Below are 21,100 nucleotides of genomic sequence, written 5' to 3'. Positions count from 1 at the left end.
GAATTTTCAAATCTTTAAATTTTGTTTTGGCCTGAATCTCTGTATTGGAATAATCAAATAGATTTCCAATTTGCCGAATAATTGAACGGAAATTTTTTATAAAGCCCTTATCTTTTGTCTCAATTTTCTCTATTTCATATCGTTCTTCACTGTTCAAATTAGAAGGCTTTTTCAACAATGTCCACCGACATTTTCCACAATTGAGTGGCGAGCTCAAGAAGTTCTTCATTTTTTTCTTTTTCTCCGGTTGATTTAACTTCTCGTCTATACTCAAGTAGTCCTTTTTTAAGATGTTTCCATATGTTTTTTGCCGTATAAAAATGGTCCGCCTGAAACTTTGCTTTTGGAAAAACCTCTTTTATTGCTGATATATAGCTTTTTGAATAGTCTGAAAATACATAAGTGATATTCAATCCTAAGACTTTCAATTTGTTCAAAAAAGCACTTGCTTCCGTTGCATTTTCACTATCCGCTTCATGAGTTATCAAAATTCTGTCATATTCATCCTTTATGACCATGACACACTTGTTTGTTCCCATGGGGTAATAGCCATCGAGGAGCCTCTCAAAAACACCTTCCTGAGCCGAAAGATCAGGCATTGGGACGCTCCAAAGGCAGCTTTTCAACAAAAATTCATGTAATGGTCGACGCCATTGGTAATCCGTTGGATTTTACCCTTACAGGCGGACAGGCAGCCGATGTGACCCAGGCCTATACGCTCATTAAAGGCGTTCGAGCCACATATGCACTCATGGACAAAGCATATGACGCCGACAAATTAATTGAACAACTGAAACAATAGGGTATTATCCCTGTTGTTTCGCCAAAATCGAATCGGAAAGAACCTCGTGAATATGATAAACACATATATAAGGAACGTAGCCTGATCGAGTGCTTTATCGGTAAGCTGAAACAATTCCGCCGGGTCTTCTCACGGTTTGAAAAATGGGCAAAGAATTACATGCATTTTATCCGTTTTGCCTCCTTTTTGATATGGCTACGCTGAAATGTCAACACAACCTAGTGTTCCGCTACCTTTCCCAGAAAGTCCTGGAGTCGCTTGTTTTTTGGGTTGGAAAAGAAGGCTTCCGGGATGTTGTCTTCCTGGATGATCCCCTTGTCAATGAAAATCACTCGGTGGGCCACATCCCTTGCAAAGCCCATCTCGTGGGTTACGACAACCATGGTCATTCCCTCTCTGGCCAGCTGTTTCATGACTTCAAGCACTTCCCCCACAAGTTCTGGGTCCAGGGCCGAGGTGGGCTCATCAAACAGGATCACTTTGGGTTTGAGAGACAGGGATCTTGCAATGGCAACCCGCTGTTTTTGACCGCCCGAGAGCTGGTCCGGATAGTTTTTTTCCTTGTCCGCCAGTCCCACTTTTTTTAACAGCGAGCGTCCCAGCTCTTCCGCCTCGGAACGGTTCATCTTTCTGACCTTGATGGGACCCAGGGTCACGTTGTCCAGAACCGTCATGTGGGGAAAGAGATTAAACTGCTGGAACACCATGCCAGCCTCGGTGCGCACATGGTTGATGTCGGTTTCCGGGTCCATGATGTCCTTTCCATCCACAATGATGTGGCCGGAGGTGGGGGTTTCCAGTCGGTTTATGCAGCGAAGCACCGTGGATTTACCGGAGCCGGATGGGCCGATGATGCACACCACTTCTCCGGATTGGATTTCAAGATCAATGCCTTTGATCACCTCCAGCTGGTCATAGCTTTTATGCAGATTGACGATTTTGATCATTTCCATGGTTTTTTATCCCCCATGTGTTACCGTTTCGTTTTCATTTCAAGATGATTTTCCAGCATGCGAAGTCCCCTGGCAATGGAAAGGGTCATGACCAGATAGACCACTGCCACGGCAAGATAGACCTCAAAGGCTTTGAAGCTTACCGCCACAATCTCCTGACCTGTGCGCAGGAGCTCTCCCACACCAATGACCATCAACAGAGAAGTATCCTTCAGGCTGATGATAAACTGATTACCAAGGGGGGGAATCATGCGTTTAAATGCCTGGGGCCAGGTGATGTAAAGCATGGTTTGCCCCCGGGTCAGGCCGATGGAACGCCCGGCCTCTGTCTGTCCCGGATCAATGGACTGCACTGATCCCCGGACAATTTCGGCAATATAGGCACCGGAATTCACGGCAATGATGATAATTCCTGCGGTTAAGGGGGGGATTCTAAGCCCCATTGCCATGGGCACCCCATAGTATAGAAACATGGCCTGAACCAGCATGGGGGTGCCCCGGATGGCTTCAATATAAATAATTGCCAGGGTTCTTGGCACCATGTGGCGGGCAAGTTTCATTAATCCAAAAAAGGCACCCAGCACAAATCCTGCTGCAAGACCGCCAAGTGCAATGATAAGGGTAAATTTCAGTCCCCGCATGAGCATGGGAAGGGTCTCAAAAAAGACAGGCCAGTCAAATTGAAATTCCATGTTGAGTCCTTATACAAAAATGGGCGGTTGACCTGCAACCGCCCCTGGAAAGAGATTGGAAAATATCAGATGGGTTATTTGGGGTCTGTATTAAACCATTTAAGGTAGAGATCCCGGTAGGCTCCGCTATCCTTAAGGCTTTTCAAGGCAACATTAACCTTTTCCACCAGGGCGCTGCCCTTGGGAAAACCAATGCCGTAGGACTGTCCCATGTAGAGAGGGCCAACCACTTTTACCTTATCTTTTCCCACCTCACGAACATAGTTGGCAATAACCGGTGAGTCAAACATCACTGCATCGGCACCCCCCATCATGAGTTCCATGAACATGGCATCATTGTTGGGATAGAGTTTTACTTCCTTTGCCTTGGCATTCTTTTTCAGAAAATCTTCACTGGTGGTGCCAAGTTTGGTGGCCACAAGCTTGCCTTCAAGATCTTCTACCTTGGTGATGTCTGTATTTGATGCCTTGACCAGGAGGAGAAGACCTGCGTTGTAGTAGGGATCGGAAAAATCAACCACCTTGGCCCGTTCCGGCTTGATGGTGATGCCGGCAATACCGGCATCAAGCTGACCGGACTGAAGTCCCGGGATAATGCCGTTAAAATCCATGGGTTGCAGGTCATATTCAATGCCGATTTTTTTGGCAATTGCATCCCAAAGTTCCACGTCAAAGCCGGTGTGCTGACCGGTTTTCGGATCTTTGAACTCAAAGGGAGGAAAGTTGGTATCCGTTGCCACTGTGATTTTCTTTGCAAACCCTGTGGCTGTAAAACAGCACATCATCATCAGTGTGAGCAAAAGAGCTGTCAGTTTTTTCATGGATGTTCTCCTGTTTTATAAAAAATAAATGGGTCTCTTTCATTGTCGGCTCCAGGGCATTTAAAATGCAATGGGGATAAAGCCTGCATGTTGCGGTTGTTTGATGACCGGTTTTTACAGCGGGTTTCCATGGCCGGTGGATGAAAGAAAAGTATATACATTATTAATATGACATCCCAAGTGCTGTCAAGATTATACTGTCAGTGGCGGTTTTTATATGAAATTTCGTCCAAGATGCTGGAATACTTTGAGTTTTATTTTTTTCGTTGTGGCTGGTGCTTACAGCCATGTGGGTTATATGAAAATGAGACATCAGCCCTACCAACGGGCATCAGATCCACCCCATTTGGGCTCAAAGGCGATAAGCTTTTTGGGTTGTCGATTGTAACGAAAAGTAAGTTTTTTGAGAACGGTCATATTCCCATTTGGGGGAGCTTGATCACAATATCTGCCAGGAGAATCATAGGCTCATCCGGCAATGCTCGCTGCCCGGTCTGACCCAAAGAAGGTCTTGAAGGCATCAACAACTGTATCAATGTTATTTGAGCTGATGTTAAGATGGGTGACCAGCCGGAGATGATCATCATCGGAGATTAATATTCCCATATCCTTCATAAAGGAGGAGAGCCCTCCTCCCTTTCCCCGTGTGGAGACAAATACCATGTTGGTCTGCCCTGAATCCGGGGAGATATCAATGCCGTCAATGGCAGACAGGCCCGCTGCAAGCCGTGCTGCATGGTCATGATCAAGGGACAGGCGTTGAACATTGTTTTCCAGTGCATATATTCCGGCCGCTGCCAGAATACCGGACTGACGCATGCCGCCTCCCACCATTTTTCGCCATCTCCGGGCTTTTTGGATCAGTTCCCGGGAGGCACACAATACAGATCCCACAGGTGCTCCAAGCCCCTTGGACAGGCATACCGATACCGAGTCAAAATGTTTTGCAATGGCTGTAACCGGGCAGTTGAGTTTTACAGCGGCATTGAATATCCTTGCGCCGTCCAGATGGAATTTCAGTTTTCTGCTCGCTGCCAGGCCCGCTGCAGCGTCAAGATAGTCCATGGGTAGCACCTTACCTGCCTGGGTGTTTTCAAGGCATAAAAGAGTGGTGGGAGCAAAATGAAAATCATCGGGTTTGATATAGGCTTCCACCTGCTCAAGATCAAGGGTGCCGTCGGCTTCCAGATTCAAGGGTTGGGGCTGGATACTTCCAAGCACTGCGGCTCCTCCCGCTTCGTAGCGGTAGGTGTGGGCGTGCTGTCCGACGATGTATTCATCTCCCCTGCGGCAGTGGCTCATGAGGGCCAGCAGATTGCTCTGGGTGCCTGAAGCGCAGAACAGGGCAGCCTCTTTTCCCAGCATTTCGGCACACATGGTTTCAAGTTTAATAACGGTGGGATCTTCTCCATAAACATCATCCCCCACCTCGGCATTGGCCATTGCGTTTCGCATGGCTTCATCGGGTTTTGTTACGGTATCACTTCTAAGGTCGATCAATTGTTTTATTTTCCTTTTTTCAGCTTCTAATTATTCATTCCCATTGATATTGCGGATGATAAAGATACACACAAAACAAAATGCAGACAAGTATAATCTACGCTGGGAATTCGTCCTATGGCAAAGTAATCAAGTGGAAGGTTGAAACTCAATGACGGGGCAGGGTATTTGGCTGATTTAACACTTGGCGAACCTTGGTAAGCAATTGCAGGACAGTAAACGGTTTCTGAATAAACTGGACACCTTGTTCCAAAACACCATGATGGGCAATCACGTTGGATGTATAACCGGACATGTACAGAACTTTTAAATCCGGATGCTTTTTCCTGGACATCTGATAGGCATCCCGGCCGTTTATTCCAGGCATGATAACATCGGTAAGCATCAGGCTTACAGGTCCTTCATGGTTGTTCAGCATGTTCATGGCATCCTCTCCATTCTCTGACACAAGAACATTGTAACCGTTTTGTTTCAACAGAACCTGGGCAAGTTTACGCACAGACTCGTTGTCCTCCACCAAAGCAATGGTCTCTGTGCCCCTGGTGCCCATAATTGCGGTGTTGCTGTCCTTGTTTTTTTCGGCCACTTCCATTGTGCAGTTAAGCGGCAGGTATAGTTTAAAGGTTGTCCCCTTGCCAGGCTCGGAGTAGACCCATATATTGCCGTCATGTTGTTTCATAATACCGTAGACCGTTGCGAGCCCCAGACCTGTTCCCTGTTCTCCCTTGGTGGAAAAAAAAGGCTCAAAAATATTTTTGCTGGTTTCTTCATCCATTCCACAACCTGTATCACTTATGGCCACCAGAACGTATTTTCCCGGCTTGACACCTCGATGAAGCTTTATGTAATCTTCGTCTTCCAGGTCCACAATGGCAGTTTCGATGACAATAGTACCGCCGTTGGGCATGGCATCCGCCGAATTTACAATTAAATTCATGAGTACCTGTTCTATCTGCCCGATGTCAGCCGTGACAGTCGGGTTCGCGGGTGTCAGAATCAGTTCCAGCTCAATGTCTTCGCGAATGGTTCGCCGTAAAAGTTGCTCAAACCCTGAAATGGTGGTATTGATATCAATCTGCTTGACATTCAGGGTCTGCTTTCGACTGAATGCCAGCAATTGCCCTACAAGGTCACGGGCACGAATACCTGCCTGAAAAATCAAATCTACAGATTCCCGCCGCTCGTCTTCAATTTCAAATTCGTCCAGCAGCATCTCCGAGTATCCAAGTATAGGGGATAAAAGATTATTGAGATCATGGGCCACACCCCCGGCCAATCGTCCTATGGATTCTATCTTCTGAGCCTGCCGGTACTGTTCTTCCACATGATTCTTTTCAGCTTCAATCCTTTTGTATTCGGAAAGATCAACATCAATACAGAACAATTCCTTATCTCCGTTAATATTGCGAATCATGACATGGCTGGAGAATACCGAAACGGGATTTCCCCCCTTATCCTTCAGGAGCAATTCTCCGGCCGGAATTACTATTTCCTCTTCGTACCAGGCAGCAATGCTTTGTATAACGCCTTGACGCATGTCATCGGGTATGATGAGATCTTCAATTTTCTGGCCATGGGCCTCCTCACTGCTATAACCATACACATCCTGGCTTGCGCGATTCCAAAAAATCACGCGGCGTTCCCGGTCATAGCCCTGAACAGGGATGCTCTTAACTGCGTTAAACACTGCGTAAAGACGTGCCTCACTCTCGCGTAGTTTATCATCAGCAAGTTTACGTTCTGTAACATCCCTTAGAACTGCCTGGAGATAGAATTCTCCGTTCAATATTAACCGGCTTAAAACAACTTCCGTTTCAATGATAGTCCCATTTCTTATTTGATAGGTCCATTCAAAATGTTGTGGATGTCCAGCCAGTGCTGCGTTTGTAAAGATTTGTGATTTAGCCTTTAAGTCCTGCCCATCCGATTGATTCAGGGGTGATAATGCCCATGGGTGAAGGTCAAGCAATTCGTTTTTCTCTTCACATCCGAACATAGACAAAGAGGATGGGTTGCAATCAATAACAATATCGTCTTTCATAAGAAAGATGGCATCTTTTGCAGTTTCAAACAATGTTCGATATCGCTGTTCATTTTCCTGTGATTTCGCACGGATATTCTGTTCATTGCGAAGTGTTTCTTTAAGGCTGTGCAGCATCAGGATCGTCGTAATGCCTACAAGGGCATTAACAAGAAGAAAGTTTACCGCCATCACCAGCCATTTTTCAAGGGCCTTCTCTGCCAGAATGGCCCAATCCAGCATCCCCGCGTAAATTAAAAAAGCAAACACCAGCAATGTAAATACATTTAAAGCAAATATAAAAAATAGCGCCTTGAAATCATAAACACTGCTTATGATAATAGATGCTCCGAGAAGCCATATGTATCCGGTACCAATGGGGCCTAGAAAAAACAGCAATCCGGCGCCCAGCAAATATAAAATGGAAAAAACGGCAACAGCCCTAATATTAAGTGCGGTGTCCCGGGAGAATAAAACAATTACGGCTGCAATATATGCAGCACAGTCCAGAACAGCAACATTTACAAAACCTGTTGATACGGCCAGTATGATGGAAGGAATAAGTGCGAAGGGGCCAAGGAAAGTTGCTATGAAACAGATGATAAATAAAATCCGTTCCTGCCAGAGAGTAAAGGGATCGCCGGTCCACACATGCGCCGGAAGCCATTTTTTCTCCAGGTTCTGCCAGCATTGAGATAGCCTTTTTAGGCCGTTGATAGACATGATGCCACCACTTGGTTCATTATTTACAGAGATCGTTTGCTGCAATACGGAGTCAAGGCCTGACGTGGCCACCCTTATGATTAAATTTAAATAATTTTCAGTAAAGAATATTACATCAATAAAGATGCCACTGTCAATGGTTGAGCGTTTGTTTAAGAAACAAATACAACATTGTGTCGTGTCTATCTCGCTTTTCGATACTCCCACAAATATCTGATTTGAATCTTCAATATCTTCGCCAATTATATTTTTTTGCCTTTCTGTCTTCATGGGTTTTTCATAATAGGTGTGCTACCTGAAAATAATAAATAACAATTTTTCTGGCAGGAAAGGCAGGAAAAATGTTAATTGGTGTTATAATTTAAAAGAGGGCATGAAGCATGGACCATGTAGTTTTTTCTTTATTTTAAGACGCATAATCATGGATAGTGTGGCGGTAAAATGGTACAATGCCATAGTGATTTTCCCTTTGCACCATCGGAAAAAATATGAAACAACAGGAAAATAAATGCAGCAAAAAGTGGATTTACATTTCGCCAGGCCATATCTGACTATAGTAGTACCTTTTTACAATGAAGAAGAGAACGTTGAAGCAGTATGCCGGGAAATTATTTCCGTGGCAAACACATCCGCTTCTGCCATGGCTTTTAAAAATGGCTGGGAGCTGATCATGGTTAATGACGGTTCCAGTGACACCACCCCTTCCCTGATGGATGCCCTTGCCCGGGAATTTGCTTTCTGCAGGGCCGTTCACCTGGCACCAAACAGTGGGCAGTCAGCAGCCCTTGAAGCAGGATTTTCAAGGGCCCTGGGAGAGGTCATTGCCACCCTTGACGGAGATGGACAAAATGATCCTTCAGATCTGCCTGGACTCATTGACAAGATGGCGCAGCTGAAGGTGGATATGCTTTGCGGCATAAGAGCACAAAGGGCAGATGGCCTGATCCGGAAATTTTCAAGCCGGGTGGCAAATGGGCTCAGAGCTCGACTGTTAAAGGATCATATCTCCGATGTGGGATGTTCCCTTCGGGTATTTCGACGCTCCTGCCTTGCCCGGATTCATTTTTTTCGCAATGCCCATCGATTTTTTCCGGCATTGATGATCATGGCAGGCTATAAAGTTGCTGAAACCCCTGTGTCCCACCGGCAACGACTCCAGGGCGTGAGCAAATATGGCCTTGGTATCAACAGCCGGCTCTGGGTGGGGCTTGCCGACCTTGCAGGGGTGTGGTGGCTCCAGAAAAGGGCCTTGAGATATGAATTGACAGAATATCAATCATCAACACCGGACAGGGAAACTTCCCATGAATAGTTGTCCCCGGGAATCGGAAATATGCGTTCGTCGGAATCCAGATGGGGTCAGAGCAATTATGCAACCGCTTTGCATTGGCCTCATGTTTTTGTTGCTTCCCCTTATGGTTCAGCTGTTGGATCTCCATGCTTTTATCATTAAAATCAATGCCTTTACAGAGGCATTGGAGACAAGACCCTTTGGTATTCTCCTTGCATCTGTGGTGTACCTGCTGACAGGGGGGGTGTTGATCAGCTTCGGCGTTCCCCGGTTGTGGATTAGCGCCGGAGCTGGAGTTATCTTTAATCCGTGGCTTGGTACTGCCGTGGCTCTGGGTGCCTCTCTTCTGGGTGCAGCAGTTCTTTTTCTGGTGGGATGGTGGTTCCTTTCCCCGGGGAAATGGTCTTTTCTGGAAAAACGATTGGGGCGATATCGACAGGCGTTTCAACAAAAAGCATTTTTGTGGGTTCTCTATGCACGGCTGTTTCCCTTCAGCAATTCCACGGTTGTCAGCCTTTTCAGCGGATATTGCAGGGTGGGCCTTTTCCCCTATCTGGCGGGCTCCCTTATCGGCTTTACCCCCCTTACCATCATCATGTGCCTGTTTGGCAGCGGAGGTACCGGCGGCAGAACCTTGCATCTGATACTGGGCTTTGTGCTCATCATTTTACTGCATCTTTTCACCCTCATATTAAAGAAATGGCTGCCCATGGCGGCCCCCCACTGTTCCCCAAGGAGAAGTGATGATGGAAGCTGTTAAAAAAAAGGCGGTACCGGTTCTGTTAATTGTGCTTTTTGCCATGGCCGTATGGACTCCTCAGTATGTTCTCCGGGGATTCTGGGAACCCGATGAGCCCCGGTATACCTATGTGGCCTGGGAGATGGCCCAATCGGGCAACTACTTTACGCCCCAGCGCAACGGAGAATTCTATGCCCACAAGCCCCCTCTCATGTTCTGGCTTATCCAGGCTGCCACCCTTTTTACCGGTGGGGAGTTTAACGGTGTTGCCGGACGGCTTCCCACATTGCTGGGGATTATCCTTGCGTTGTGGGCCTTTACCAGACTTTCGGCCATGTGGTTCGATGACAGGACTGCCTGGTGGGCCATGTTTATTCTTTCCACCTCGTTTCTTTTCTGGCACAAAGCCGGTACCGGTCAGATAGACATGTTGCTTTTGGGGTTGGAGATGTGTGCCCTCTATTTTCTGTTTAAGAATGATATTTCCCCTGATCTCAAATACACCCTTGGGGGATTTTCCTTCATGGGGCTTGGCATTCTTGCCAAGGGACCTGTGGGATTCATTGTTCCCTGTGGTATTTATCTTTGTGGTAATTTGCTGTCCGGCCAGGGCAAAACCATCTTAAAAAAACAGTGGGTGTGGGGCATTCCCCTGGCATTGATTTTCCCTTTGATTTGGCTGCTGCTGGCAAAGCTAACCGGTGCTCCCGGTGCCTATTTCAATGAATTGATATTTGATCAGAATCTGGGACGGGTCCAGGGCAGCTTCGGGGGGCATTACAAGCCCTTTTACTACTATATTCAATACCTCTTTATTGATTTCATGCCATGGACTTTTTTCATGCCCCTTGCCGGGGTGATCCTTGTCCGGCACACTGGTTTGAAAAAACAGACCCGTTGTTTAGTGGGGTGGATTCTATTTGTGGTGATTTTTTTCAGCCTGTGCGGTGGCAAGCGAAATCTTTACATTCTGTCGGTGTATCCTGCGGCGGCGCTTCTTCTGGCATCGGTTATGCCATCCATGCCCAGGGTATCCGAACGGTGGCAAAAATGGACTGTGTATCCGCTTCTAGGGGCTTTTTTATTGCTGGGGCTGGGCCTTGTCATCGCCCTTTTTCTGGCAGTGCCCCTTCCAAAGATTGTCATTGCCGGGGGAGCTGCTATGTTGATTACAGGCTCGTTGATTCTGGCACGTCTCCATCTGTATGTGCCCATGGAAAAGGCCTGGTTTGGCACCTTTATTGTTTTTCTGGTGCTCCTGCAGTTTTACATTGGTACGGCGGTTTTTCCGGCGTTGAACCCGGTTAAGACACCGGAAGTGGTCTCCCGGCAGATTGCACAGGTGTTATCCGAAGATCAACCCATTCTTTACTACGGCATGAACGGCGAAATCATTTCCCTTTATGCAGGGCGAAAGGGGAAACGCCTGGATGACATTTCGTTGCTGGTCTCCACCATGAAGCAGACCGGCAAAGGGGTGCTGGTCTTTTCCATGAACCAGCGGGAACTTGTGAGCCCATGTCTTGAAAATTCTGAAACGATTGAACCTTTTTCCCTTGGAAACAAATCGCTGGCCTGGGTGGTTTACAACGATGAGGAACGTTTATGATGGGGCCTGTTTTCAGCTTTTCATTCTTAAAAACTTAATTTTTGATGTTCGCTTTTCGTGGTGGGATCAGGCTTGCGTTATTGACGATTTCGTTGCAATTTGTTAAGATACAGATTATTGTCAAAAGCATAGAGCCTGATAAAAACTCAGGATCTAATAACAAAAGCAAAGGAAATTTGGTATATGTGTCACAGATATTCCGCTGCTGAAGCCCTGGAGATGGGTCTGGTCAATGTCGTAGTGCCCCACGATCAACTGGATAGTGAGTTGTGAATGTTAAAACCATAGAGTATTCTATTTAAATACAATGGGTTATCATCGTTTTAAGGGGATAATACCCTGAAACACAATATGAGCCAAAAAGTTAATGCATTTGTCATTGGGAGGGGGCAGGCTTGCATTCTGGGTATTATCGGTGGCGTTTGGGGATCGCCCCGGCTTTGGTCGATAACGCCAATAATACAAGCCTGACCCCTCTCAGCTACAGCATTCATAGAGGTTCAGGAGCGTTTTCTAAAATTGTAATCTCTTCACCGTGGGTGTGTGGGCTTTAAACTCAATTTCCGGGGCCTTGGGTAAAGTCATGCGATGGCTTTCAAAAAAAGGAGTTTCCTTGATTTTTTTATTATAGGCCATGATCATCAGCGTTTCCAGGTTGACCACATCCTCAATGTTATAGGCAAGAAGTGTTTCCAGGGATTTTATGTTTCCATGGTTTTTGTAATCCCACCATAGCCGTACGGCAAAGTAACCATCAACGCCGACCAGATCTCCCCGGTCAATCCCCAGCTTTTTTTCGCATTCTTTAAGTCCACCGCCATATCCCAGGCTTTTGAGAATATACCTCAGATCAATGTGGACATGGTCCATGGTGATATTGAAATATCTTTCAATAAAAGGGATATCAAAACATTTTCCGTTGTATGTGACAACGGTGCTGTAATTAAAAATATCCTGGGCAAATGTGTCCAGAGTCTCTCCATTGACATAATATTTAATGTTTTGGCCATCATAAAGGGCTATGGTGGTGATCTTATCCCAAGCTTCAAGCCCTGTGGTTTCAATATCAATGTATGCGGTGTCATGGCGTACCTGGGGAAAAATTCGCCATACCAGGGCCGAGGGCAGCAGGTTTTCAAAAAATTTAAAATTGTCCTCTTCAAGGTTTTTCAGGGAGATATCCACATGCTTTCTGAGGGTGGCCAGCCGTTTGGTGGAAATGGTGTTTATCGACTCTGACTTCACATCTTCCCATTTTTTTATGCCGGCTTTCCATAGATTGGCTTCTGTCCCGGCTCCGATACCTGGAATATGGTGAAAGGTGTTTTTTAGCATGTGTCTCCTGGTTTTCAAAAAATATTAAAGTGAGCGCCATGGGTGAGCCATGATGTATACTTGGATTTTTATGAAAAATCAAATAGGGAAAAAAGGGCTTGCTCACAACATGCACCACCCGTCTCAGCTGGCGGAGCAATGGGGTCAGGCTTGATGAACGGTAAGTCAATAAAAACCGATGCCCTGATATCAAAGATATCTTATTGCAGTCGCAAAAAATGCCGCAACACCGCCGCAGAGTTTTGTACAGAACTTTGCCGGCAGCCATTTATTCTCTCCCATCCGGATTTTAACCGTCGGTCCTGGAGTCTCACCAGATCTGCTGACCCTGCTTTAACCGCAGGTGCTTGCGGGCTTATTTGATTTTATCAAAATCACCGCTGGTGGGGAATTTCATCCCGCCCTGAGAATTCAATAGCATATAGCTCAATAAAAAATCGTATCAATGAAAAATGGGACATGACAGCCATTCTAATTGTGAAACCAAAGGGGGGTAAGTTCAAGAAAATTATCCTTTTTATCAAGGTGATTTTTGATCCGCCCTGGTGAGTATTTCAGCCAGAGGTTTCCCGGCATCGGCTGCTGTGGTAAAGGTCACCTGAAAGATTGTACAACCTGACCATAGAACTCGAGGGTTTGGTCATTAAGAGTGGTGTTTTGTACGTAAGCAGCTTATAATCACGAAGTCAAAATTTCCGCGATTCGGGAAATAAACGAGGATCAATCCGCTCCATTTGTCTGAACCGAACGGTGCATTTAAATAGGGTGGGTACTGTTGTTATCAACCCCAGAACCGGAGATGCTCAAGTAATGAACCATACCGTTAATGGGCCGCAATGTATTATGAAAGAAAGAGGGACAGCCTTAACATGAAACCATCAATGGAAGTAAAAGCGACCGGGGGAACCCTGGGAACCTTTGCAGGGGTTTTTACGCCAAGCCTTCTGACAATCCTGGGTATTATTCTTTTTCTTCGTCTGGGGTTTGTCATTGGTAACGCGGGTCTTGCCTCGGCCCTTATCATCCTTGCCCTTGCCAACCTGATCTCCATTCTGACCAGTTTTTCCCTGGCCGCTGTGGCCACAAATCTGAAGGTCAAAGGTGGCGGGGATTATTACCTGATTTCCAGAACACTTGGACTTGAGTTTGGCGGTGCCATTGGTATTGTTTTATTCCTTGCCCAGTCGGTGTCCATCGCATTTTACTGCATTGGTTTTGGAGAAGCCGTGGCTGCCATCTTTGCCCCGGGCCTGTCCCTTTCTCCCCAATGGATCGGTGGGCTTGCCGTATTGTTTCTCTTTCTTCTGGCCTGGATGGGAGCTGACTGGGCCACTCGGTTCCAGTATGGGGTCATGGCCTTTCTGACACTGGCGCTTATGTCCTTTTACATTGGCGGTGCCATGCACTGGGATGCTGGCTTGCTGGCTCAAAACTGGGGTTCACAGAAAAGCTCCTTTGGATTCTGGATGCTGTTTGCCATCTTTTTTCCGGCTGTTACGGGTTTTACCCAGGGGGTGAGCATGTCCGGAGATCTTAAAGATCCGCTCAAAAGCCTTCCTTTGGGAACCTTCATGGCCGTGGGGATTTCCATCTGCGTGTATTTTACAGTGGCAGTCCTTATGGCAGGCGCCCTGCCCGGTGAGATTCTAAGAAACGACTATGGCTCCATGAAACAGGCTTCTGCCTGGGGATTTTTCATTGATGCCGGGGTTATTGCCGCAACCTTGTCTTCGGCCATGGCCTCCTTTCTAGGGGCGCCCAGAATCCTTCAGTCTTTGTCGTCGGATAAGATCTTTCCCATTTTAAACCGCTTTGCCAAAGGGTTTGGCCCCACAAACAATCCACGACGCGGGGTGCTTTTTTCTCTTGTTATCGCCCTTGGAACCATTGCCCTTGGTCAGCTGGACCTCATTGCACGCATTGTATCCATGTTCTTCTTGATTTCCTATGGACTGCTCAATTATGCCACCTATTTTGAAGCCAATTCGGCAAGTCCGTCTTTTCGGCCCCGGTTTCGATATTATCATAAGTGGATCAGCCTGGCCGGTTTTCTGGCCTGCCTGGGGGTGATGCTGGCCATTGATTTCATGACAGGGCTTATTGCCATTGCCATTATTACGGCCATTTATCAGTATTTGAAACAGACCTCAGGGCCGGCACGATGGGCGGACGGTCAACGCTCCTATCATCTTAAAAAAATCCGGGAGAATCTTCTGGCGGCCCAGGAGGACCTGGAACACCCCAGGGACTGGCGTCCCTGTGTGCTTGCCATGACCCGGGAAACCCAGGCCAGAAAACAGCTTTTAACCCTGGGGGCATGGTTTGAAGGCGGCAGCGGATTTACGGCCTCACTGACGGTCCTGGAAGGCCGGGGAGTCCGCATGGGACGGGAGTGGCTCAAGGAAAGGGAAGCCCTTAGCCTGGAACTTCAGCAGTTGAAACGCCATTCCTTTCCGGTGGTGATCACCGCGGCATCCCTTGAAGAAGGTCTTCAGGCCGCCGTGCAATCCTTTGGTATCGGGGCCGTTCGCACCAATACTGTCCTTTTAAACTGGCAGGAGTGTACAGCCTTGGAAAGCTCCGGAGAATCAGGCCTCATACCCCTTGTGCGGTCGGCTTCCCGGCATCGGTGTAACACCGTAATTCTTTCCATAAAACCCGACGGATGGACCCCGATAGAAGCCGTTAAGCCGGAAGACAAAAGAATTGACGTGTGCTGGAAAGGCGACAATACAAGTCATCTGATGCTGATGTTTGCCCATCTAATGGCCCGGGATGCGGCTTGGGAAGATTGTGTCATACGGGTGCTGGCCATGAATTATGACACGGACTCCCCGGAAAATATGGCTGCTCTTCAGACGGCTCTTGATGATATCCGGATCACTGCCCAGGCCCTTATTGTGCCGGAGATCAGTGATGATGAGATTGTGGAATATACAGCGGATGCCACTCTTGTGTTTATGCCGTTCTCTCTGGGCAATAACCAGGTATCAGGCCCTACGGGAACCCCCTGTGAAGATTTGCTTGGACGACTGAATACCGTTGCTATGGTGATGACGGCTGAAGCTATAAATCTGGATGCCGAACCCGAGGAAGGCCCGGTGCAGGAACTTTCCGCCCTCATGGATGCCCTTGAACATGCCGAAAAACGTGCGCTCAAGGCCAACCAGGAAGCCGAAGTCACCCGGGAGAAGGCCCGGAAGAAGATGGCTGCTGTGGAGTTATCCGGCGGGGTCATGGATGAGGCCCAGCTTGTCGGATTAAAAGACGCCTTGTCAGCCCAGCGGGATGCCGAGGTGGCGATGAAAAAAGCAGCCAGGGAAAGTAAAAAATCCCAGGATATTGCCGAAGAGGCCGAGGCCAAGGGGATTCCGGTGGAGGGTCGGGGCAAAGAGTGACATAAATATGGTGGAGTTAAAATCAAGCCCTGTATTCTTTATAACGGGCATGTCCTGTCGGACACAACGAAGATAGGGTCGTAGACGCGGAGCCAAATGGCATTATGCCGCCCCTCCCCCGATGGGCAATGGTCCCGGACCGGAGCTGTAGACAGCTCGATTGTCCGGTTCCTATTGCCCATCGGGGGAGGGGCTCTGCTGAGGTAGACTTGAAGGCTACCTTCTCATACTCATATAAACATACATGGCAGTAAGCACCTGCCACAACGAAAGTTGAAACGCTCATCATTGCAGCACGTTGGACGGAGTTTCATATAAAAAAATCGTTACATGTGGTGTCTTGTAAAACCCTTATTTTTTAAGGGCTACCCGCCTGCCACCAGGGGCAGCAGGCGGATGATGGAATTGTCGGGAATTTTTGTCTCATGGAATTTAGGGCTGGATATCAGCTTGCCGTTAAGTCTTACAACAGAGCAGAAGCGGGTGTTATCAATCTCTTTTAATAGAGATTTTATGGTCATTCCTTCCGTCCATTGGTGTTTCTTATCATCCACTTCTATCATGGATAATCCTTCCTTTTATAAGAAACTCCGTCCAAAGTGCTGTAATAATGAGAGTTCCAATTTTCGTTGTGGCAGGTAATTACCGCCATGTGGGTTATTAGAAAATAAAACTTCCGAGCATCCTCAGCAGAGCCCCCCCGATGGGCAATAGGAAGCGGCCAATTGAGCCGTTTACGGTTCCGGGCCGGGCCCATTGCCCGTCGGGGGGGCGGCATTATGCCATTTTTGTTTTTTGTTGTGATGAGTGCACCCACTAAGTTGTGGTGGTTTACAACCCAGATGTCTGGTACTTCAACGTAATATTATTCAACCCCGTTTTTTTTGAGAACCTCAAGAACCTCAGGAAAATCAATTCCCAGCCGTTTAACCGTCTCCACAGTGGGGATACCGTTCTCCGTCCAGCCGCGTCTTTTGTAAACCGCATCTTTAAGGATTTCATACTGCTCTTCTCTTTTTTCGCGCAGGGCAGCCACCTTGGCCGGGGTATCCATTCCGGAGATGTCCATGCTGTATTTTTCAATGAGCTGGGTGTCGTAGCGCTCTTTGCGGCTGTCGTATTCTTCCGGGGTGACAGGTCCCACCGCCCTGTAGGGAACCGTATCATGTTCCCTTGTTCCGTATCCCATTTTCAGGTTGAAGACCCGCTGAAAATTGTACACGGCTTCGCTCATGGTAATCAGATCCTCGGGTCCCACCTTTCTGCCGGTAACCGCAGAGAAGAAATCCGCATACCATCCCACGTGTTTTTCAACTTTTGCCGGTTCTGCTGTGTTTTTATTATCTTCAGGGACAATGTCATTCCAGGGAAGTTTGCAGAGTCCGCAAAGGCCAAACCAGGTTCTGAACATGGGAAACCAGTGCAGGGCCTCTGCTTTGTTTTCAAAGGTGGGCATGAAATTGTGGACCATATCAAGGAAAATTAGCCAGGCTTCATCATGCTGGGGGCCTTTAAGGGCAAGGCCGTAGCCGCCCTGCTGGGCCAGGGATTCTTTGGTGATATATTCAGAAAATTCAAGTCCTTTGGATTCCATGCCGATGTCGGTCATAAATTTAGGGTCAGCGCCGAAGTCTCTGGCAAAAATGGTTTTCATCTGCCGGATACCTTTACCCACAATGGCACCAAAGCCCTCTCCCCGGGCCATCTGGTGGATAATTTCCAAGGCATTGAGACGATTTCCAAAGCTTAAATCCATACCGCCGGTATGGGTGGTGGTAATCTGGTTATTTTCAAAACATTCCATGACAAATCCGATGGAGGTTCCAACGGAAATGGTGTCGATGCCATAGGCATCGCAGTAAAAGTTGATTTCAAGAATGGTATGGGCATCAAAGATACCAAGGTTTGATCCGCACCCGGCAACGGTTTCGTATTCAGGGCCGTCCACAAAAACCTTGGTGCCTTTGTATGGCCCGGTAAACGGAGAGAAATCTTTTACCCCATGGGCACAGGCCACGGCACAGCCTTTCCAGCACCCGTCAAATCCTTTGTCAAAGATGTGTTCATAGACCTCTTCACCAATGACTTTGCTCTGGGGATGGGAACCGAATTTGAAGTTATGCACCGGCAGACAATCGTGGTCATTCATGATGGGGATCAGATGGGTGGTACCCACAAGAGCCATGCGGTTCTGTTTGGGGTCCAGTGTATGGATCTCCTTGGCATGGGTTTTGGTTACGGTTTTTAAGCCATCCAGATCAAAGGGTTGGTTGCTTTTCATTGAAATAGCGCCATATCTTGCCACAACCGCCTTGATTTTCTTATCGGCAAATACGGTGCCGATGCCACCGCGTCCGGCTTGTTTGTAGCGAACCATTTTACGTCCGGCATCCCACCATGAAAAATTAAGGCATCCGAAAAAGGTATTTTCGGCACCGGGTCCTGCCGTTACCACAGAGACGTTCACCGGTTTTTTATCGTCAAAATAGTGGGTTAGAATTCTGGACATTTCATAAGCGTCCGTGGGAAGGTCTGACGCATGGAAGATTTTTATCTTGTTTTCAATGCCGTCAATGAGGACAACGGTATCCGCCTCTGCCTTTCCATCAATCTGAATGACATCAAAGCCGGAGAATTTCTTGTAAGGCCCGAAATATCCGCCAACATTGGAGTCCATGGGGGCCCCGGTGAGGGGCGAAATGGCAGTGACAATACTTTTGCCGCCGCCCGGATATCCCGGCGTTCCCCCCAGGGGGCCAGATGAGATGCACACGGCGTTTTCAGGATCATTCCATTTTGTCTCACCTGTTACAGAATTCCACATGAGCCAGAGATCATAGCCTTTGCCGCCAATGAACTTTTCTTTTATTTTTTTTTCAATGGGACGGATAATAATGTCTGAATTTTGAAGATTAACGCGAAGAGACTGGTCCGTGTACCCCATTTTGACCTCAGCCTTTTCGTAAGAAATAGATTTTATCTCTTTTAAGCTTATCTGATCCATTTTTTTAACTCCTTTTATTTAAAGATATTTTCAGTCTTGATATGGCTTTTGTATTATAGCGGATTGGTTTGTCCTCAAGCAGCCTGCGCTTCTTAACGCCCGGCAGGGCAAAAGGGCTGATCGCCTTTGGCTCCGAATGGGCCGGACCGGGTGACCGTTGGGGGTTCAGATGCTGCATTTTTATATAAAGCATATATTGTTTGAGCAATATTTGAATGGTTGAACCTTTCTACCTTTGATAAGATATTCAATAAACTTTGTCAATCAAAGTTTATTGAAATCATGATAAAAAGGATATCAAGTACCTCTGGTGCCTTAACTCGGTGTTCACGTTTTAGTTGGCCGATCCGGAACAAGATCGTCGTCAAGCCTTTGCCCTGCTGGACTAAAGTGCCGAAACTGCGGGGAGGTGTGTGCTGTTGTGGGGATATTCAGTTTGGGCTTATACAGGCCCCTTCTGAATATCTGATTCAGAAGGGGCTGTTTTTCAGCTTAGAATGTAGCCTTGTGCCAGGGCCTCATAATCGGCCACCTGGGAGTTTACCCATTCCGGGCTGCGCTTGAGTTCCCGGGCCATGATTTTTGCCACCTCCTTTGCCATGGTTATGCTGACCCTGGCATCCAGCAGAAGCATTCTTATTCTTCGGGAGAGAAAATCTTCCACGGTGCGTGCCATTTCGTGGCGAACGGCCCAGACCACCTGGGCCCGGGTATATTCATAATCCGGGTGCAGACGTTTACCTAAGTTCGGCCGGGACTGGATCATCTCGTTGATGGCCGCCCGGTCTGCCCCGTAAAAATAACCCGGAGAATCAAATTGAATATTTTTGACATAGCCGTGGATGGGCATGTTTTCCGTGACGCATTTCTTTTCCCGCAGGCCCCCCACCATCCAGGCCTTGTTCACCGTGTCTTCGGCCATTTTTCGATAGGTGGTCCACTTGCCGCCGGTGATGGTGACAAGTCCAGACAAAGAGACCATGAGCCGGTGACTTCGGGAAATCTCCTTGGTACTCTGACTCTGGTTATCTTCCTGGGCTGCCAGGGGGCGGAGCCCTGCAAATACGCTCAAGACATCTTCTCTCTGGGGATCTTTTTTCAAATATTGGGCAGCCGTTGTCAGTATGAAATCGATCTCTTCTTCCAGGGCTCTGGGTTCCAGATGGATGTCTTCGGTTTGAAGGGGGGTGTCTGTGGTTCCCACCACCACTTTGCCATGCCAGGGAACGGCAAACAAAACACGGCCATCGGATGTTTTCGGGATCATGATGGCTGAATCACCCTGGAGAAACGACCTGTCCAATACAAAGTGTATCCCCTGGCTGGGCCTTACCAGGGGAGCTGCCTCTTTATCATCCATTAAAAGAATATCATCCACAAAAACCCCGGTGGCATTGATGACCACCCGGGAGTGGATGGTATGCCTTTTTCCGGACTCCGCATCCAGGGCCTCCACACCACAGATCAGGTTGCTTTCGTCTTTGATAAGTCCTGTCACCGGCATGTAATTGAGGACAATGGCTCCGTTTTCCACGGCGGTCTGGGCCAGGTTGATTGCCAGCCGGCTGTCGTCAAACTGACCGTCATAGTAGATGACCCCCCCGTTGAGGTGATTTTCATCCAGGTTGGGAATGGCCTTTAAGGTTTCTTCCCTGGATATTTTCTCCGATGGTCCAAGGCCCAGGCGCCCGGCCATCATGTCATAGACTTTCATGCCGATATTGTAAAAGGGTCCTTCCCACCAGTCATAGTTGGGAATGATAAAGGCCTGGTTTTTCACCAGGTGGGGGGCGTTTTTGCGCAGTAATCCCCGCTCGTTCAGGGCTTCAAGCACAAGAGAAATATCACCCTGGGCAAGGTAGCGGACACCGCCATGGACAAGTTTGGTACTTCGACTGGAGGTTCCCTTGGAAAAATCAGATTGTTCCAGGAGCACGGTGTCATAACCCCTTGATGCGGCATCCACCGCAATTCCAAGGCCCGTTGCACCGCCTCCGATAACAACAATATCCCATTTTTTGTCCGGGTTCTGCCCTAACTGGTCCAGCTGAAAATCGCGTTGCATGGTGTTATTCTCCTTAATTCCTGGGGCTATGTACTAAATGATATGTTAATATTCGGGGTGGTAATGTACATGTCTGAGGATCTAATTATTTGCATCAGTCATATAACCCACAACGAAGATAGGGTCGTAGACGTGGAGCCAAATGGCA

General features: G+C 47.7%; 16 protein-coding genes and 1 riboswitch. Of the genes, 6 read left to right on the top strand and 10 right to left on the bottom strand.

The window, feature by feature from the left end; all coding sequences use genetic code 11:
* Positions 1 to 158 precede the first annotated feature (158 nt).
* Positions 159 to 599: a transposase gene (locus ACYQ2M_RS22560; protein ID WP_459918654.1), complete on the bottom strand. Its 441-nt coding sequence runs from the start codon at positions 597 to 599 to the stop codon at positions 159 to 161.
* On the opposite strand from ACYQ2M_RS22560, the gene ACYQ2M_RS22555 reads away from it, so the two are divergent.
* On the top strand, positions 599 to 802 hold the full coding sequence (locus ACYQ2M_RS22555) for a transposase (protein ID WP_459918653.1): 204 nt from the start codon (positions 599 to 601) through the stop codon (positions 800 to 802). The two genes, ACYQ2M_RS22560 and ACYQ2M_RS22555, sit on opposite strands and share 1 nt — an antisense overlap.
* Positions 803 to 1,020: 218 nt before the next feature.
* Here ACYQ2M_RS22555 and ACYQ2M_RS22550 read toward each other — a convergent pair whose 3' ends face one another.
* From ACYQ2M_RS22550 to ACYQ2M_RS22530, 5 genes are all read right to left on the bottom strand, one after another.
* Entirely contained in the window at positions 1,021 to 1,749 is a 729-nt protein-coding gene (locus tag ACYQ2M_RS22550; RefSeq protein ID WP_459918656.1) for an amino acid ABC transporter ATP-binding protein, read from the bottom strand.
* A 26-nt stretch (positions 1,750 to 1,775) separates the two neighbouring features.
* Positions 1,776 to 2,447, bottom strand: coding sequence for an amino acid ABC transporter permease (locus ACYQ2M_RS22545; RefSeq protein ID WP_459918652.1), 672 nt, complete (start codon positions 2,445 to 2,447; stop codon positions 1,776 to 1,778).
* Between the two features lie 74 nt (positions 2,448 to 2,521).
* Entirely contained in the window at positions 2,522 to 3,268 is a 747-nt protein-coding gene (locus ACYQ2M_RS22540) for a glutamine ABC transporter substrate-binding protein (RefSeq protein WP_459918651.1), read from the bottom strand.
* Positions 3,269 to 3,736: 468 nt separating this feature from the next.
* The gene (gene ltaE / locus ACYQ2M_RS22535; protein ID WP_459918650.1) at positions 3,737 to 4,768 is read right to left on the bottom strand and encodes a low-specificity L-threonine aldolase; all 1,032 of its coding nucleotides are present in this window, start codon (positions 4,766 to 4,768) and stop codon (positions 3,737 to 3,739) included.
* A 148-nt stretch (positions 4,769 to 4,916) separates the two neighbouring features.
* Positions 4,917 to 7,511: a hybrid sensor histidine kinase/response regulator gene (locus ACYQ2M_RS22530; RefSeq protein ID WP_459918649.1), complete on the bottom strand. Its 2,595-nt coding sequence runs from the start codon at positions 7,509 to 7,511 to the stop codon at positions 4,917 to 4,919.
* 508 nt (positions 7,512 to 8,019) lie between these two features.
* Here ACYQ2M_RS22530 and ACYQ2M_RS22525 point away from each other — a divergent pair.
* The 4 genes from ACYQ2M_RS22525 to ACYQ2M_RS22510 all read left to right on the top strand — a co-directional run bounded on the left by ACYQ2M_RS22525 (position 8,020) and on the right by ACYQ2M_RS22510 (position 11,423).
* Complete coding sequence (locus ACYQ2M_RS22525) at positions 8,020 to 8,823, top strand: glycosyltransferase family 2 protein (protein WP_459918648.1); 804 nt, start codon at positions 8,020 to 8,022, stop codon at positions 8,821 to 8,823.
* On the top strand, positions 8,816 to 9,562 hold the full coding sequence (locus ACYQ2M_RS22520; protein ID WP_459918647.1) for a TVP38/TMEM64 family protein: 747 nt from the start codon (positions 8,816 to 8,818) through the stop codon (positions 9,560 to 9,562). Before ACYQ2M_RS22525 ends, ACYQ2M_RS22520 begins: the two co-directional genes overlap by 8 nt.
* The gene (locus tag ACYQ2M_RS22515; RefSeq protein ID WP_459918646.1) at positions 9,546 to 11,150 is read left to right on the top strand and encodes an ArnT family glycosyltransferase; all 1,605 of its coding nucleotides are present in this window, start codon (positions 9,546 to 9,548) and stop codon (positions 11,148 to 11,150) included. The genes ACYQ2M_RS22520 and ACYQ2M_RS22515 overlap by 17 nt, the downstream gene beginning before the upstream one ends.
* A 135-nt stretch (positions 11,151 to 11,285) precedes the next feature.
* On the top strand, positions 11,286 to 11,423 hold the full coding sequence (locus ACYQ2M_RS22510) for an enoyl-CoA hydratase-related protein (protein WP_459918655.1): 138 nt from the start codon (positions 11,286 to 11,288) through the stop codon (positions 11,421 to 11,423).
* 240 nt (positions 11,424 to 11,663) lie between these two features.
* On the opposite strand, the gene ACYQ2M_RS22505 is transcribed toward ACYQ2M_RS22510, so the two are convergent.
* Positions 11,664 to 12,485: a ribonuclease H-like domain-containing protein gene (locus ACYQ2M_RS22505; protein ID WP_459918645.1), complete on the bottom strand. Its 822-nt coding sequence runs from the start codon at positions 12,483 to 12,485 to the stop codon at positions 11,664 to 11,666.
* Positions 12,486 to 12,751: 266 nt separating this feature from the next.
* Positions 12,752 to 12,900, bottom strand: a riboswitch (FMN riboswitch).
* 466 nt (positions 12,901 to 13,366) lie between these two features.
* On the opposite strand from ACYQ2M_RS22505, the gene ACYQ2M_RS22500 reads away from it, so the two are divergent.
* Positions 13,367 to 15,883 carry an amino acid permease gene (locus ACYQ2M_RS22500; RefSeq protein WP_459918644.1) on the top strand — a complete coding sequence of 839 codons (2,517 nt, stop codon included), beginning with the start codon at positions 13,367 to 13,369 and terminating at the stop codon, positions 15,881 to 15,883.
* Between the two features lie 365 nt (positions 15,884 to 16,248).
* On the opposite strand, the gene ACYQ2M_RS22495 is transcribed toward ACYQ2M_RS22500, so the two are convergent.
* The 3 genes from ACYQ2M_RS22495 to ACYQ2M_RS22485 form a co-directional block, all read right to left on the bottom strand.
* The gene (locus tag ACYQ2M_RS22495) at positions 16,249 to 16,446 is read right to left on the bottom strand and encodes a MoaD/ThiS family protein (protein WP_459918643.1); all 198 of its coding nucleotides are present in this window, start codon (positions 16,444 to 16,446) and stop codon (positions 16,249 to 16,251) included.
* Between the two features lie 302 nt (positions 16,447 to 16,748).
* Positions 16,749 to 18,887, bottom strand: a complete 2,139-nt coding sequence (locus ACYQ2M_RS22490; protein WP_459918642.1) for an aldehyde ferredoxin oxidoreductase family protein — start codon at positions 18,885 to 18,887, stop codon at positions 16,749 to 16,751.
* A gap of 487 nt (positions 18,888 to 19,374) precedes the next feature.
* The gene (locus tag ACYQ2M_RS22485) at positions 19,375 to 20,952 is read right to left on the bottom strand and encodes a glycerol-3-phosphate dehydrogenase/oxidase (RefSeq protein WP_459918641.1); all 1,578 of its coding nucleotides are present in this window, start codon (positions 20,950 to 20,952) and stop codon (positions 19,375 to 19,377) included.
* Positions 20,953 to 21,100: the final 148 nt, after the last annotated feature.

This window comes from Desulfocicer niacini, from assembly GCF_054657595.1.
This window is presented reverse-complemented; position numbering and strand designations above follow the sequence as displayed.

Coding starts and splice junctions, on each gene's coding strand:
- ACYQ2M_RS22525 (WP_459918648.1), top strand. CDS start 8,020: ATGCAGCAAAAAGTGGATTTACATTTCGCCAGGCCATATCTGACTATA.
- ACYQ2M_RS22550 (WP_459918656.1), bottom strand. CDS start 1,749: ATGATCAAAATCGTCAATCTGCATAAAAGCTATGACCAGCTGGAGGTG.
- ACYQ2M_RS22530 (WP_459918649.1), bottom strand. CDS start 7,511: ATGTCTATCAACGGCCTAAAAAGGCTATCTCAATGCTGGCAGAACCTG.
- ACYQ2M_RS22505 (WP_459918645.1), bottom strand. CDS start 12,485: ATGCTAAAAAACACCTTTCACCATATTCCAGGTATCGGAGCCGGGACA.
- ACYQ2M_RS22560 (WP_459918654.1), bottom strand. CDS start 599: ATGCCTGATCTTTCGGCTCAGGAAGGTGTTTTTGAGAGGCTCCTCGAT.
- ACYQ2M_RS22520 (WP_459918647.1), top strand. CDS start 8,816: ATGAATAGTTGTCCCCGGGAATCGGAAATATGCGTTCGTCGGAATCCA.
- ACYQ2M_RS22485 (WP_459918641.1), bottom strand. CDS start 20,952: ATGCAACGCGATTTTCAGCTGGACCAGTTAGGGCAGAACCCGGACAAA.
- ACYQ2M_RS22495 (WP_459918643.1), bottom strand. CDS start 16,446: ATGATAGAAGTGGATGATAAGAAACACCAATGGACGGAAGGAATGACC.
- ACYQ2M_RS22540 (WP_459918651.1), bottom strand. CDS start 3,268: ATGAAAAAACTGACAGCTCTTTTGCTCACACTGATGATGATGTGCTGT.
- ACYQ2M_RS22490 (WP_459918642.1), bottom strand. CDS start 18,887: ATGGATCAGATAAGCTTAAAAGAGATAAAATCTATTTCTTACGAAAAG.
- ACYQ2M_RS22500 (WP_459918644.1), top strand. CDS start 13,367: ATGGAAGTAAAAGCGACCGGGGGAACCCTGGGAACCTTTGCAGGGGTT.
- ACYQ2M_RS22545 (WP_459918652.1), bottom strand. CDS start 2,447: ATGGAATTTCAATTTGACTGGCCTGTCTTTTTTGAGACCCTTCCCATG.
- ACYQ2M_RS22515 (WP_459918646.1), top strand. CDS start 9,546: ATGATGGAAGCTGTTAAAAAAAAGGCGGTACCGGTTCTGTTAATTGTG.